The sequence below is a fragment of the Nannocystis sp. RBIL2 genome (assembly GCF_026626745.1).
Taxonomy (GTDB): domain Bacteria; phylum Myxococcota_A; class Polyangia; order Nannocystales; family Nannocystaceae; genus Nannocystis.
Genome location: NZ_JAPNJW010000001.1, coordinates 3,073,567 through 3,087,626, shown reverse-complemented (window position 1 = coordinate 3,087,626; position 14,060 = coordinate 3,073,567). Strand labels below are relative to the sequence as shown.

At 72.0% G+C, this 14,060-nt stretch carries 14 protein-coding genes; 8 read left to right on the top strand and 6 right to left on the bottom strand.

The genetic code is table 11. From position 1 onward, the window contains the following. Nucleotides 1–55 precede the first annotated feature (55 nt). Together OV090_RS12085 and OV090_RS12080 are read left to right on the top strand one after the other, a co-directional pair. Nucleotides 56–757, top strand: a complete 702-nt coding sequence (locus tag OV090_RS12085; RefSeq protein WP_267703751.1) for a hypothetical protein — start codon at nucleotides 56–58, stop codon at nucleotides 755–757. A 743-nt stretch (nucleotides 758–1,500) separates the two neighbouring features. Continuing rightward, nucleotides 1,501–1,752 carry a hypothetical protein gene (locus OV090_RS12080; protein ID WP_267703750.1) on the top strand — a complete coding sequence of 84 codons (252 nt, stop codon included), beginning with the start codon at nucleotides 1,501–1,503 and terminating at the stop codon, nucleotides 1,750–1,752. 71 nt (nucleotides 1,753–1,823) lie between these two features. On the opposite strand, the gene rpsI is transcribed toward OV090_RS12080, so the two are convergent. After that, a complete protein-coding gene (gene rpsI / locus OV090_RS12075; RefSeq protein WP_267703749.1) occupies nucleotides 1,824–2,222 on the bottom strand; it encodes a 30S ribosomal protein S9 in 399 nt (132 codons plus the stop codon). Between the two features lie 25 nt (nucleotides 2,223–2,247). After that, nucleotides 2,248–2,682, bottom strand: coding sequence for a 50S ribosomal protein L13 (rplM, locus tag OV090_RS12070; protein WP_267703748.1), 435 nt, complete (start codon nucleotides 2,680–2,682; stop codon nucleotides 2,248–2,250). A 292-nt stretch (nucleotides 2,683–2,974) separates the two neighbouring features. On the opposite strand from rplM, the gene OV090_RS12065 reads away from it, so the two are divergent. The 3 genes from OV090_RS12065 to recN are packed head-to-tail and all read left to right on the top strand — an operon-like array spanning nucleotide 2,975 to nucleotide 6,606. After that, complete coding sequence (locus tag OV090_RS12065; protein WP_267703747.1) at nucleotides 2,975–3,916, top strand: response regulator; 942 nt, start codon at nucleotides 2,975–2,977, stop codon at nucleotides 3,914–3,916. Beyond that, the gene (locus OV090_RS12060; RefSeq protein WP_267703746.1) at nucleotides 3,916–4,833 is read left to right on the top strand and encodes an NAD(+)/NADH kinase; all 918 of its coding nucleotides are present in this window, start codon (nucleotides 3,916–3,918) and stop codon (nucleotides 4,831–4,833) included. Before OV090_RS12065 ends, OV090_RS12060 begins: the two co-directional genes overlap by 1 nt. A gap of 39 nt (nucleotides 4,834–4,872) precedes the next feature. Continuing rightward, nucleotides 4,873–6,606, top strand: coding sequence for a DNA repair protein RecN (gene recN / locus OV090_RS12055; protein ID WP_267703745.1), 1,734 nt, complete (start codon nucleotides 4,873–4,875; stop codon nucleotides 6,604–6,606). A 383-nt stretch (nucleotides 6,607–6,989) separates the two neighbouring features. On the opposite strand, the gene OV090_RS12050 is transcribed toward recN, so the two are convergent. Beyond that, on the bottom strand, nucleotides 6,990–8,618 hold the full coding sequence (locus OV090_RS12050; protein ID WP_267703744.1) for a serine/threonine-protein kinase: 1,629 nt from the start codon (nucleotides 8,616–8,618) through the stop codon (nucleotides 6,990–6,992). A 128-nt stretch (nucleotides 8,619–8,746) separates the two neighbouring features. Here OV090_RS12050 and OV090_RS12045 point away from each other — a divergent pair, with 128 nt between their 5' ends. From OV090_RS12045 to OV090_RS12035, 3 genes are all read left to right on the top strand, one after another. Next, the gene (locus OV090_RS12045; RefSeq protein ID WP_267703743.1) at nucleotides 8,747–9,628 is read left to right on the top strand and encodes a hypothetical protein; all 882 of its coding nucleotides are present in this window, start codon (nucleotides 8,747–8,749) and stop codon (nucleotides 9,626–9,628) included. Nucleotides 9,629–9,799: 171 nt separating this feature from the next. Next, complete coding sequence (locus OV090_RS12040) at nucleotides 9,800–11,566, top strand: CFI-box-CTERM domain-containing protein (protein WP_267703742.1); 1,767 nt, start codon at nucleotides 9,800–9,802, stop codon at nucleotides 11,564–11,566. Nucleotides 11,567–11,610: 44 nt separating this feature from the next. Further along, the gene (locus OV090_RS12035; RefSeq protein ID WP_267703741.1) at nucleotides 11,611–11,868 is read left to right on the top strand and encodes a hypothetical protein; all 258 of its coding nucleotides are present in this window, start codon (nucleotides 11,611–11,613) and stop codon (nucleotides 11,866–11,868) included. 104 nt (nucleotides 11,869–11,972) lie between these two features. On the opposite strand, the gene OV090_RS12030 is transcribed toward OV090_RS12035, so the two are convergent. The 3 genes from OV090_RS12030 to OV090_RS12020 are packed head-to-tail and all read right to left on the bottom strand — an operon-like array spanning nucleotide 11,973 to nucleotide 13,985. Beyond that, on the bottom strand, nucleotides 11,973–12,440 hold the full coding sequence (locus OV090_RS12030; RefSeq protein WP_267703740.1) for a hypothetical protein: 468 nt from the start codon (nucleotides 12,438–12,440) through the stop codon (nucleotides 11,973–11,975). Between the two features lie 5 nt (nucleotides 12,441–12,445). After that, nucleotides 12,446–13,519, bottom strand: coding sequence for a PAAR domain-containing protein (locus OV090_RS12025; protein WP_267703739.1), 1,074 nt, complete (start codon nucleotides 13,517–13,519; stop codon nucleotides 12,446–12,448). Nucleotide 13,520: 1 nt separating this feature from the next. Then, the gene (locus OV090_RS12020) at nucleotides 13,521–13,985 is read right to left on the bottom strand and encodes a DcrB-related protein (RefSeq protein ID WP_267703738.1); all 465 of its coding nucleotides are present in this window, start codon (nucleotides 13,983–13,985) and stop codon (nucleotides 13,521–13,523) included. Nucleotides 13,986–14,060 lie beyond the last annotated feature (75 nt).

Here is a 14,060-nt window from a genome sequence, read left to right as displayed (position 1 = left end):
CGCCGCGAGACCGGGCGCGGATTGACAGAGACATGGATCGCGAGCAGCATCCGAAGTGGAGGCGCCGCGCGCACGCGCGACAGGGCGAAGAGAGCGAATGGCGAGGAAATTATTTGTCGGTGGCCTGAGCTGGAACACGACCGACGAGGGGTTGAGAGCCGCATTCGGTCGCTTCGGCACGGTGGTCGAGGCGAAGGTGGTGACGGACCGCGAGACCGGACGCTCGCGTGGCTTCGGCTTCGTCGCGTTCCAAAACCCGGCCGACAGCGAGTCGGCGATGCAAGCAATGGACGGCGCAGCGCTCGACATGCGGCAGATCCGCGTCAGCATCGCCGAGGACAAGCCCCGCGGGCCGCGTCCCGATGGGCCGCCACGCTCGGCCGACGGCCCACGCCCAGGCGGACCCGGCCGCCCGTTCAACGACCGCGGCGCGCCCGACTCGCGCGCCCAGCCGCCACGCGAGGCGCCCGCAGGCGACCGCGGCTTCTCCCCCCGCCCCTCCGGCCCCCCCGCGGGCCAGGGGCGCCCGCCTCGCAACTTCGACTCGGGCCCGAGCTATGACCGCGGCGGCCCGCCCGCGCGAAACTTCGCGCCGGCGCCGCCACCCGCACCCGCCCCCGCGGAGGGCCGCGGTCGTCGCGACCGCGAGCGCGACCGCGGACGTGACCGCGAAGAGGACGAGGCCCGCGCGAAGAAACGCGTGGGCCGCGGCCGCCGGCGCCACGAAGAAGGCGACGGCGACCTCGACGTGGATTGATAGGCCCACGCGGGAAGCAGAGCACGGCGGCGGTCTGCAAGGCCGCCGTCGTCGCGAGGAGCGGTCGACGCGTCGCACGGCGGCCGCGGGCGCGACCAGGAAGGCGACGGCGCCAGGCCGCGAGGTAGCGGAGCACGGCGGCGGTCGGCAAGGCGGCCGTCGCAGCGAGGGGAGGCAGCTTTGTCGCGAGAGGTCGGCGGGATCCCAATTGAGGACGCGGAGGACGTCGGCGTGACCGGCGAAAGGGCCTCCTCGCGGAGGCGATCCCCCTCGCTGGGCGGACCTCCGTCAAGCGGGCGCCGGGCGGGTGCATGATCATGGCTTCGGAGCCGAGGTCGATGGGACAGTCGCGGAGCGACGATCCGCTGTCGTGCGAGGATGGCTCGAAGGACATGTCTTTTGTGACATGGCTTGAGAGGGGTCGGCCGAGTCCGTAGTGCGCGAGCCTGCGATGAGGTGGTCGCCGGCGGGAGACAGCGAGGGCGCGGGTGGTTGATGCGCAGCACTCCGAGCGAGGCTCGCTCGCGGTGGCTGTCGCGATGGAATGTGAAATTTGCGACGCTGGCCGAGGGCCGGCGATGCGCAGAGACCCGGACCGAGCTCCTGCTCATTCGCTTGGCCCAGGGATGCCGGGTTCTTCCGCACGCACCCGCCTCGCTCGCGGATACGCGACAAGGCGGGTGGGCCATGCGTCCGACCGGCGATGCAGGGCGAGCCGGCGAGTCGGAAGGCTCGAGAGACAGATGACGTCGGCGATGCGCTGGTCGGCGCAGAACACCGGCACGCTCGACATAAAGCTGGCCCGAGAGACAGGTGGATTCGACGATGCGCTGGTCGCTGCAGATCAGCGTGCTCGTCAGAAGGCTGACCCAAGAGACAGGCGACGCTCGGCGGTATGCTCGTGGGTGGTCTGGCTCGAGAGACAGCTGATGCCGGCGATGCGCTGGTCGAAGCCTCGAAGCGAGCCGCTCGCGGGGCTGGGCCGCGAGTCGTGAGCAGCAGCCGAAAGCAGCGAGAGCGGAGCTGTGAAGCTCCGCTCTCGAAGGGGTACGAGCCGGGGTGGGGCTCAGCGCTTGCTGAACTGGAAGCGGCGGCGGGCGCCGGCGCGGCCGTACTTCTTGCGCTCGACGGCGCGGGAGTCGCGGGTGAGGTAGCCGGAGCTCTTGAGGGCGCTGCGGGCCTCGGGATCGACCTGCAGAAGGGCGCGGGCGATGCCGAGACGGATCGCGCCGGCCTGGCCGGACAGACCGCCGCCGTTGGCGGTGGCCCACACGTCGTACTTCTCGCGGCTACCGGCGGCGACCAGGGGCTGCTCGATGAGCTTGAGGTTGGTCGGGCGGCAGAGGTAGCTGTCGGCCTCGCGGCGGTTGATCAGGATCTTGCCTTCGCCGGGGAACAGCCACACGCGGGCGACCGCGCTCTTGCGGCGGCCGGTGGCGTAGTACTTCATCGTGTCTTTGGCCATGAGACGAACCGTGGGTGCTGGAGTGTCAGAACGGGAGCTTGTAGGGCTTGGGCTGCTGCGCCTGATGATTGTGCTCGGGCCCCGCGAACACCTTGAGCTTGCTCACGGTGGCACGACCCAGCGGCGAGCGGGGAAGCATGCGGCGCACGGCGATGGTGATCAGCTCTTCCGGCTTCTTGCCGAGCAGGGTGCGCGCCGAGGCGGACTTCATGCCGCCCGGGAAGCCCGAGTTGAAGTAGTAAAACTTCTTGTCGAGCTTGTCGCCGGTGAGCTTGACCTTGTCGGCGTTGACGCAGATCACGAAGTCACCCACATCGAGATGCGGGGTGAACGTGGCCTTGTGCTTGCCGCGAAGGATGTTGGCGATCTGACTCGCAGCGCGACCGAGGGTGAGACCGGTGAGATCGATCAGCAGCCAGTCGCGGCGGATATCGGCGGGATTGGGGTAGTGCGTACCCATGGGCCGGGGATGGATACGCGAGCACTCCGGGGCTGTCAAGCGCGGGTCGCGGCGTGGGCGTCGCCTGCGAGGCTCCCAGCAGGGACGCGGCGCGAGGTTCGGGCTCAGACTCACATGCCGGGCGGCGGCGGCGGATGGGCGATCTCTACCGGGGCCCCCGGCGCGGGGAGGGCTGGGCCCACGCCGGTGACTCGGACATACTGGGGCTCGTGGTTTCCGGGCAGACACAACCCCCTCGGCCCCGCGGGCCCGAAGGACACGGCCCGGCGGGCCTGAAGGTAAGCTGAACGGCGTGACGGCGGCCCCATCCAGCTCCGGCGTGAAGATCCTGGTCGCCGACGATTCGCCGGGGGAGCGCGCGACGGCCCGCTCGGTGCTCACCGAGGCGGGTTTCGTGGTGGTCGAGGCGACCGACGGCCAGCAGGTCCTGGAGCTGTACAACCGGGAGCGCCCGGCGCTGGTCATGCTCGACGTGGTCATGCCCAAGATCGGCGGCCTCGAGGTGTGCCGGATCCTCAAGGCCAAGGCCAGCGGGTTCTTGCCGGTCCTCATGGTCAGCACCCGCAACTCGGTCAACGCCCGCGTCGAGGGCCTCCGCAGCGGCGCCGACGACTACCTCGGCAAGCCCTACAACCCCGAGGAGCTGCGCGCGCGCATCGACGTGCTGCTGCGGACGCGGGCGCAGTTCTCGCAAGGCGAGGGCGCCGAGGGCGACGGCCCGCGGGCGCGGCGGCTCGAGCTGGCGCCCGACGAGTTCCGCCGCCGCCTCCGCGAGGAGTTCGAGCGGGCCGAGCGCTACAGCGACCCGCTGGCCTGCCTGCGGATCGAGGTCGACGAGGGCGGCGAGGGTGCGCGGCCGGCGGTCGAGCTGACGCCGGCGTTGCACGCGATCATCGAGGGCAACGTCCGCAAGATCGACCTCGTGCACCGGACGGACGACCGCGGCTTCCTGCTGGTGCTGCCGAACACGCACTTCCCGGGGGCGCTGACGGTCGCCGAGCGGGTCGCGCGCGAGGCCCGGCGGCCGCTCCTCCACCCCTCGGCGGCCCGCGCCGCCGCGACCCACGGCTTCTCGGTCTCGATCGGGGTGTCGTTTTATCCCAACAAGGACACCCGCTCGCTGCAGGACCTGCTCGACCTGGTCGACGCGGCGCTCGAGCGGGCCCGGCGCGAGCAGGGCGGCAAGATCTGCCTGTTCCAGCACCAGGGTTACCTTTACTCGCCTGACGACTGATGTCGAAGCGTGTGCCGATCCCCGCGGTCCGCCGCGTCCTCCTCTATCCGCGCGACGGAGCGCGGGCGTTCGAGGCGACCGTCAACGCCACCCGCTGGCTGCGTGAGCACGCCGTCGGGGTCAAGGTGTGCGCGCTGACCGAGGGCGAGGGCGCCGAATCGCTGCGGCGCGAGGGCGCGGAGGTCGTGCCGCACTGCGACGGGCTGGCCGAGGACTGTGATTTGGTGGTGGCGCTCGGCGGCGACGGCACGCTGCTGCGCGCCAGCCGGTGGGCGGCCGAGGCCGGGGTGCCGGTGCTGGGGATCAACCTCGGCGACCTCGGCTTCCTCACCGCGTACCAGGCGGAGCAGGGGGAGATCGGGCTGGCCGCGGCGGTCCACGGCGAGCTGACGTGGGAGCCGCGGCTGCGCATGCAGGTCGAGCTGCAGCGCGGCGGCCGGGTGTTCCTGCGCGAGGCGGCCTGCAACGACGCGTACATCAAGCACGGCGAGTTCCCGCGGCTGCTGTCGCTGGCGACCGACGTCGGCGGGCAGTTCATGGCCACGTACAAGGCCGACGGCCTGATCGTGTGCACGCCGATGGGCTCGACGGCCTACAACCTGGCCGCCGGCGGCCCGATCGTGGCCCCCTCGGCGACGGCCTTCACGATCACGCCGATCTGTCCGCACAGCCTCACGCACCGGCCGGTGGTCGTCGACGCCGCGTCGCTGATCGAGATCACCTACGAGGGCCCGGTCGAGGGCGGCGCCTTCTTGACGATCGACGGTCAGACCAGCGTGTCGCTCGAGCTCGGCGACCGCATGGTCATCGACGCCGCGCCGGACCCGCTGCGCCTGTGCCCCCCGGAGTACAGCGTGTTCCGGGTGCTGGCCACCAAGCTGGGCTGGAGCGCCGGTATGGGCGGGCGGACGCGCTGACGCGCTGACGCGCGGCTGTGCGCATGCTATAGCGCCGTCGTGCTCAGTTATCTGCACATCCGCGGGCTCGCGCTGCTCGACGACGTCGCCCTCGAGCTGGGGCGCGGGATGAATGTCCTCACCGGCGAGACGGGCGCGGGCAAGTCGATCATCGTCGACGCCCTGGCGCTCCTGCGAGGGGCCCGCGGGCGGGCCGAGATCGTGCGCCAGGGGGCCGACGCGGCCCGGGCCAGCGCGCAGTTCGAGCTCGACGCCGGCTCGCTGCGGCGGCTGGCGCCGGCGCTCGACGAGCTGGGGATCGAGGAGGGCCGCGAGGCGCTGGTGCTCGAGCGAGTGGTCGGCCGCGCCGGCCGCGGGCGCTCGGTGGTCCAGTCCGTGCTCACCACCCAGGGGATGCTCGAGCGGGTCGGCGAGCAGCTGATCGACATCTGCAGTCAGCACGAGCACCACTCGCTGACGCACGTGGCCCGCCACATCGACCTGCTCGACGCCTACGCCGGCCTCGACGCCGAGACGACGGCCTACTCCGAGCAGTACCGCGAGTGGCAAGCGGCGGCCCAGGCGGCGGCGGACCTGCGGCGTCGCGCGGCCGAGGGTGCGGCGCGCGCCGACTTCCTGCGCTTCCAGATCGAGGAGATCGATCGCGTCAACCCGGAGCCGGGCGAGCTGGCGGCGCTGCGCCAGCGGACGCTGCTGCTGCGCGACGCCCACCGCTGGACCGCGTTCGCCCGCCAGGCCCACGACGTGCTGTACGAGTCCGACGACGCGATCGCCGGGCGCCTGGCGATCCTGCTCGACGAGGCCCGCCGCGGGGCCGACAGCTCGCGCCTTTTGGGGGAGATCCAGGAGCAGCTGATCGCGGCCCAGGTGGCGTGCGAGGAGGCGGCGGCGGCGGCGGCCCGGTTCGCCAACGAGATGTCCTTCGAGCCAGGTGACCTCGAGCAGGTCGAGGAGCGCCTGCACGACCTCGAGACGCTGAAGCGCAAGCACGGCGGGGACCTCGAGGCGCTGCCGTCCAAGCTGACCGCGATGCGCGAGGAGCTGTCGCAGCTCGAGCACGCCGATTCGCACCTCGAGGCGCTCGACGCCCGCGAGCAGGAGCTGCTGGGCAAGTGCCTGCAGCGCGCGAAGCAGCTGCACGCGCGCCGAGCAGCGGCCGCGGAGGGGCTGGCGCGCGCGGTCGAGGCCGAGCTGGCGGCGCTGCACATCCCGCGGGCGCGGCTGGAGGCCAGGGTGGAAGAGCTGGCGCCGGGGCAGCTGGGGCCGCGCGGGCTCGACCGCGTCGAGTTCATGTTCTCGGCCAACCCGGGCGAGCCGGTCGCGCCGCTCAATCGGGTCGCCTCGGGCGGCGAGCTGTCGCGCGTGCTGCTGGCGGTCAAGAGCGTGCTGTCGACCGGCGACAGCGTCACGACCTACGTGTTCGACGAGGTCGACGCGGGCGTCGGCGGCGCGGTGGCCGAGGCGATCGGCCGCCGCCTGTACGTGGCGTCGCGCCAGCGCCAGGTGCTCTGCATCACCCACCTGCCGCAGATCGCCGCGTTCGCCGACGCCCACTTCCGGGTCGAGAAGCACACCCAGGCGGGCCGCACGATCACCCGCGTGGTCAAGCTGTCCGACGAAGAGCGCGTCGAGGAGCTGGCCCGCATGCTCGGCGGCTCGCGCGTGACCACCAGCGCCCGCGAACACGCCCACGCCCTGATCGCCGAGGCTCGCGCGACGCCGACCCGCAAGAAAGAGCCGCGCACCGGCCGACGGGCGCAGGCCCAGTCCTGACGGGGCGGCTCGACTAAACAGACAGAGAAGTGAGAGGCGCCGCGCCCGCGGGCCCGCTCGAGCACGTCGGCGAGCATGCTCGCGCGTGTCCCTCGGGCCATATCGATCGTGACCGCGTGCGCTCGCGCGATCCCGGCGGGGCACTCGCCCGCCTGAACATGTCCCTCGGGCCATATCGATCCCGCGGAGCGCCCGCCCATCGGGCCGCGACCCGCGGCGTGGGCGAGATGCCGACCGGCCGCTGTCGGGAGGGCAAGCCGCGGGTCACGCGGCCGCGTCTGCGGCGGGACGACGCGGAGGTTTCGGCCCGCCGTTCGCGGCATGTCCTTTAGAACATGTCCTCGAGATAATGTCCTCGAGGTAATGCCCTCGAGGTCAGCTCGTCACAGCGAGATCTTGCGGCCGAGCGCCAGCTTGGGTTCGAAGGGGGTCGACAGGACCGCCTCGGCCAGGCACTTGCCGAGGGCGTCATGGACCGAGGGCACCGAGCGGGTGACCTTGCCGTCGAGGCCGACGGCGTAGTCGACGACGATCTTCGGCCCGTCGAGCGCGCCGTGGGCCTTGCGGCACTTCTGGGCCTTGCGCTCGACCTGCTTCAGCGGGTCGGCCGGCGGCGCCGCTTTGATGATTTTCTTCTTCTCGACGGCGGGCGCGGGCGTCACCTCGGGCTCGAGCGGCGGGAGGGCCTCGTTGGAGGTCGCGGCCTCGGGCTGCGGCGGCGGCTCGAGCTCGGGCTGCGGCTCGACGGGGGGCGGCGGAGCAGTCTTGGTCTGCGCGGGAGGTTCGGGGGACGCGGCCGGCGTGGCCGTCGGCGGCGCCGGCGGTGGTGCGACGATTTGCGGCTGGGACGGCGGCGCGTCGCCGCGGGTGAGCGCGAACGCCACTGCGGCCGCGGCGAGCAGGCCGGCGCCGGCGAGCGCCGGCAGCGTTCGTGAGCGGCGCGGCTGCGGGGACGCGGCCACCGTCGGAGGGCTGGTCTGCGCGCCCTGGCCGGGAGTGGCGGCGTCGAGCGCGAGCGCGGGCGCCGACGCGAGCGCGACCCGCTCCGCGCCGCTGCTGGCCGGCGCGGTCGGCACGGGCTGGCTCACGGACGTCTGCGCGTCGTACGGCGGGCGGGCGGCGGCGACCGGCGCGAGCGCAGGGGCCTCGCGCTGCAGCAGCTCCGCCAGCGCCTGGCCGATCTCCTGCATCGACTGGAAGCGGTCACCTGGCTTTTTGGCCATGGCCTTGAGGACAAGGGCGTCGAGCGCCGGCGAGATACCGGCGGCCGGGGCGACGCTCGAGGGGGCCGGGGGCGTGGTCTCGCAGTGCTGCATCGCCACCTGGATCGGCTCGCCGGTGAACGGCACGCGCCCGGTCAGCAGCTTGAACAGCACCACGCCGAACGAGTAGATGTCGCTGCGGCGGTCGAGGTTGGCGTTGCGGATCTGCTCCGGCGACATGTAGCTCGGCGTGCCGAGAGTGACGCCGGTCTCGGTCAGCTCGGAGCTGTCCTCGGCGCGGGCGATGCCGAAGTCGAGCAGCTTGCAGATCTCCTCGCCGTCGCGCCGGCGGGCCAGGAACACGTTGGAGACCTTGAGGTCGCGGTGGATGAGGCCGCTGTCGTGGACGCAGGCGACCGCCCGGGCGATCTGGATCGCCCACACGCAGGCGTCGTGGGGCGTGAACGGGTGCGCGGCGCGCCGGCGCAGACGGGCGTCGAGGTCCTCGCCCTGCAGCAGCTCCATGGCGAAGAACACCAGCCCGGACGGCTCCTCGCCGAACGAGTAGATGTCGACGATGTGGGGGTGGTCGAGCGAGGCGATCATCTGCGCCTCTCGCAGGAAGCGCTCGACGCTGGTGCGGTCCTCGGCCAGCTTCGCGTGCAAGATCTTCAGGGCGCAGCGGCGGCGCAGCCGGGTGTCCTCGCCGAGGTACACGTCGCCCATGCCGCCGCGGCCGAGCGGCTCGAGCACGCGATAGCGGTTCTCGAGCACCGTGCCGATCACCTGCGCGTCGCGGTCAGGCACCATTCCGGGCTCTCTACCACCAATGCGCGTACCGCATCAACGCGGGCGCCGAGGCGCATTAATGCGCGGCGCGATCTCGAGGCACGGTGCCGCGTCCGCTGCGCGCGGGCGGATGTGCTAGGTTTCGCGACATGCAACGCAGTCGCGTGCGAGGACGCAAGGGTCTGCTCCTCGCCTGGCCCCTGTGCGCGTCGCTCTCGCTCGGGCCGGCGGTCGTCGTCGCGGCCCCGGCTCCCGCCGACGACCTGGTGAAGTTCGACCTCGGCTTCCGCGAGGGGCAGGAGCAGTTCAATCGCGGCGAGTACCTGGCGGCCGCGCGCACGTGGAGCGCCGCGGTCGAGCGCCTGCGCGAGACGCCCGACCACAAGGACAACCGCGCAGCGGTCTACGGCTACATCGCCGAGGCGTACCGCAAGTCGGTGCAGAACGGCGCCGGCCTCGACATCGTGCGCGAGGGCCTGGCGGTGCTCGACGCCTACGCCGAGCAATTCACCGCGGCCTATCCGGGCGAGGCGCTGTCGGCCCCGGTGGTCGAGACGCGCGAGCGGTTCCGGGCCGCCAGCGACGCCGCGGTCGCGCCCACCGAGCCTTCGCCGGAGCCGGAGTCGGAGCGACCGTCGTCCGTCCCGAGCGACCCGATCGACGCGCCGGCGCCGACCCGGCCGTGGCGAGGTCTGACGATCGGCGGCGGGGTGTCGCTCGGCCTCGGCCTCGCCAGCCTCGGCATGTTCGTCGGCGGCTTCGTGCGCGCGCGCGAGGCGGAGCGCCAATACGACGATCCAGTCAACGCCTGTCCGCCCAGCGACCCGACCGGTGAATGTGCGCAGATCGACGGCCGCGGCCGCTCGTCGTCGGCGGTGGCGACTGTCGGCGTGATCCTGGCGCCGGCGCTGCTCGCCGCCGGCGCGGCGATGCTGGCGGTCGGCCTCAAGCGCCGCGCTGCCGATCGCTTCGCGGTGGCGCCGACGTTCGGCCCGCGCTCGGCGGGGCTCACGTGGATGCTGCGGTTCTGACGCGAACCGCAGGCGCTCGCGCGACCTCGTTCGCATGATTCGCAAAGCGGGCCTCGCAGGCTGCGCGCGTGAGTGCGTGGCGCTCGTGGCTCCACTGCGCAGCGCCGCGACCTGCGCGACGCACCTCGTCGCGGCCGGCGATGCGAGGGCGGGCTGTGTTATCGTCGCCTCGTGCCGCGCTCGCCCATGCTCCCGCTGGCCGCGCTCCTGCTGGGCCTGACGCCGGCTTCCCGCGCGGCCGCGGCCGACGAGCCGGTGCTGGTCGAGTTCCACTTCACGCCGGTCCCGGGCGCCCAGATCGCCGTCTGGCTCGAGGACGCCAACGGCGAGTACGTCCAGGACGTGATGGTGACCCAGGCGGTCGGCAAGTACGGCATCGGCAACCGGCCGGGGATCTGGAATTTTTTGTCGAGCTGGCGCGCGCCGTACGGGCCGCGCGTGTCGGTGCTGCCGGTGTGGGCCCACCGGCGCGGCAAGACGTACCCGAAGATCATCCTGCACGACGAGGACCCGGGCGACCTCGACTCGCTCGGCTTTCACGAGAACACCTCGTCGGACGAGCCCTACTTCTGTCGCCCGCTGTCGCCGTCCGAGCACGAGACCATCTCGGTCGACACGATGACCTGCCCGTCGCCCAAGGTGTTCAACTCCGACAAGGGGCAGTTCGACCCGGGCGGCGACATCAGCTGGTACCCGCCGCGCAACGACATCCTCATGTACGACCCGGCGGTCGACGCCGAGGAGATCCAGACCTACGCCGAGCTCAACGACCTCGACGCGGTCACCGCCGCGACGCCGCCCGGCGACCAGGCGACCTTCGTGACGGTGCTGGTGCGGCCCGAGGCGATGGCCGAGGCGCCGCTCACCGCATACCTCGAGATCGGCGTCGAGGCCGACGAGAACGCCGCCTACAGCTTCGACCGCGACAACGACCACTACGTCGATCCCGACCTCTCGGCCTACGGGGTCGAGTACCTCGGTCAGCCGTCGGTGGTCTACGCGGTGCCGTTCGACCCGTACACCAAGGGCTTCCGCGGCACCTCCGACTACGCCGGCTACGCCGACTGGGACGGCGCGACGGGCACGCTCCACCCGCCGGACGCGACCATCAGCGCCGCCGACGGCAGCGGCGCCGATCGCCTGCAGGTGATGACGAAGAACGGCGAGACGTTCCGCTGGGGCGTCTACTCGCACGGCGGCCCCGGCGAGGGCGGCACCACCAGCAGCGCCAGCGACAGCGACAGCGGCAGCGACAGCGACACGGGCGGCGCCACCGGGGCAGGCAGCACGACCGGGGACGATCCGGGCGACGGCTGGGGCTCGTGCGCGCAGGTCCAGGCGCTGGTGCCGGTCGAGGACCTCGTGCTGGTGGGCGAGTCGTTCGACCGCGTGCAGGTCAGCTTCCGCCTGCCGCCGCCCGCCGACCCGACGATCGCGCTCAAGGAGGTCCAGGTGTTCTCGATCGCCAGCAGCGCGAGCTTGACGGAGGACCTGCTCGGCGCGGCCCACCAGTCGAGCTTCGCCGCCGCCGAGCTGAACGTCACCGAGGGCCTGGTGACGGTCGAGGTCGGCGAGCTGTGGGCCGACTACACCTACCAGTTCGGGGTCCGCTACGAGGACGCGTGCACCAACCGCAGCCCGCTGGTGATGGCGCAGATCACCACGGAGGCGCAGAAGTTCCAGACCGTCGACACCTTCTGCTTCCTCGCCACCGCCGCCTGGGGCGCGCCGTGGGCGGCCCAGGTCGCGGCGCTGCGAGCGTTCCGCGACGATTATCTGAAGACCACGCCGACCGGCGTCGACCTGATCCGCTTTTATTATGCCCACAGCCCGCCGCTCGCGCGGGTGATCGCCCGCGAGCCGCTGCTGCGCGGGCTGGCCCGGGTGGTGCTCCAGCCGGTCGCCGACGCGGCGCTACTGGCCACTGCGGGAGGGTGAGCTTCGGGACATGTTCCTGGGGACAGGACGCAGGCCGACGGACGATGGCACGTTCGTACAAGCGACGCCCGGTGATCGGCGTCAGCGCGGCGACCAGCGAGAAGCAGGACAAGCGGCGAGACAGCCGGCAGCGCCGGCGTCGCCTGCGGACGGTGCTCTCGGGCTCCGTCGCCGCGAGCGAGGCGGAAGGGCCCGCGATCGCCGAGCCGCGGCGCTCGGGATCGGTGATGTTCGCCAAGGACGGCAAGCGCTGGCTCGCCGCCGGGACGTCGCCGCGCGTGCTCCGGCGATTGCGCAAATGATCGCCCGCTCGTGAAGGACGGCGGGTCGTATGAATCGCCGCTGCAATCACGGCAGCGTCATGGTCTCGATATTTCGCGCACCGCGGCCTCGGCCGGCCGCGAGCTCAGCGCTCGATGGGTGGGGCGCCGTCGCGCACCGCGTCGTCGAACACTTCTCCGAGCAGATCGGCCGCTTTCGGGTCGTCCCTGCGGACGGCGAGGATCAGGCGGGCGATCGGCTCGGCGATCTCCAGCACGTCGACGCGGCCGGTGGCGCGCTCGATGCGGAGCTCGAAGCGGCCGTCGGTCCGCTGCCAGAACGAGCGGGCGTGGGCCTGGATCGTCTCGCCGAGGTATTGCGCGACGCGGCGAGCCACCTCCTCGAGCGCGTCCGGCGGCGATGTCGGCGCCAGCGTCTCGGCGATGACCGGCGTCAGCTTGGCCAGCGACTCGCGGCTGAAGTCGAGCTTCTGCCGCCAGAACATCAGCCGCGGCGGCATGAAGTGGCGCTCCAGCCAGGATCCGGCCAGGTCGGCCTCGACGATGAATTTTTCGAGGATATCGTCGATCTCGTCGTCGTCCGTGTGCGGCATGCGGCTCATCCTGGCGCCGGAGCATGCCACGAAGCGTCGCAGTCGTGGCCCTCGGGAGGTTTGATCTCCATCGCTTTCTGGAACGCCGAGTTGATCGCGCTGAGCAGGTCGGGCGAGCCGAGCTCGAGCGGGCCGGCCGACAGCAACGACGTCATCACGTTGTTGAGCCGCTGGTTGCGCGTCGTGCCCGGTCGGACGCCCTGCTTGCCGACCAGGTGCGTCCAGTTCTGCGACCACCTCTGGTACGACCAGGGGGTCTTGCCCTCGGCGGCCTTCTTGGCGAGGTAGCGCTGCCATGACTGCGAGCGAGCGACGGAGCTGGTCGCGTTCCACGAGCCGACGCGGGGCAGCTTGCCGGCCGCGGCGCCGCCGAACATGCCGATGGTGAGCTCGATGCCGATCGCGGCGTACCCGGGGTCGATGCCGAGGGCGTTGCCGACGGCCGTGTTGATCCCCTTGTAGGTGCCGTAGTCCGCCTGGTACAGCCCGACCGCGCCCAGCGAGCCGAGCGCCGACGCCGGGAAGACGGCGATCGTCGTCGCGGTGATGACGAAGCCGAGGCGCGGCAGCAGGAAGTCGAGCAGCCCCTTCTCCGTGCCCTTGACGCGGTGTTTGGGGCCGCCGACGAACACGTTCGGCGAGCCGGCGCCGACGATCGCGTCGCACAGCAGCTGGTCGCCGACCCGCGTGACCGGCGCGCAGTGGACGAGGACCGTGCCGCTGCCCTCGACGACGATCGTCTCGCCGTGCGGGAACACGATCGGTATCCAGCACGGCTCGCACTTCTTGCCGACGGCGACCATGTGCAGGTTGTTGACGTGCACGTCCTCGTAGCCCTGCGACAGGGCGCCGGTCGTGATGTTGGAGCCGAAGGCGCGGGCGAGCAGCTCGCCGGCGATGCCGCCGCCGACCGCGCCCGCGGCGGCCAGGGCGATGAGGGCGGCGCCGCCGGTCGCCGCGGTGGCGACCGCGATCGCCACCACCGCGACGGCGCCGACCACCGCGCCGACGGCGAACCCGAGCAGCCCCGGGCTGTGCTCGATCGGATCGGTGACGCGTGCGACTGCGGCCCCGCTCATGTCACTTCCCCGCCGGCACGAATCGTGCGCCTTGCAGCACCGCCTCGAACGTCGCCTTGAACTCCGGCAGGCGGCGCTGCGCGGCCGAGGTGATCACGCACGCCACCTGCCCGGGGGAGTACATCACGCTGGTGTGGGTCTGGCGGTAGACGACGCCCTGGGCCGTCCACGTGAATTCGATCTCGAGCGCCGGCTGTCCGCCGAGCCTGGCGTCGCGCCGCTCGATCAGCGAAAACCCCGGCAACGTGCGCGCCAGCTCGATCATCAGGCCGTCGACGAAGCGCGTCAGCTTCGTCCGGGCGTCGATCGTCTCGACGCGCACGACGACGCTCGCGCCCTCCTCGCCCTCGTGGCCGTTCGTGAATGCGACGATCGCCTGCTTGCCCCAAGTCTTCGGAATCGGCAGGATCATGCCCTCGCCGGCCGACGTCTCCTCGAAGTCCTTCATCGTCTCGTCTGTCTTCATGTCGTCGCCATATCGCGCCGGGTCGCGCGCAGCGGCCACGATATCAGCCCGACGCGGCCGAGTCATGCGCCGCGG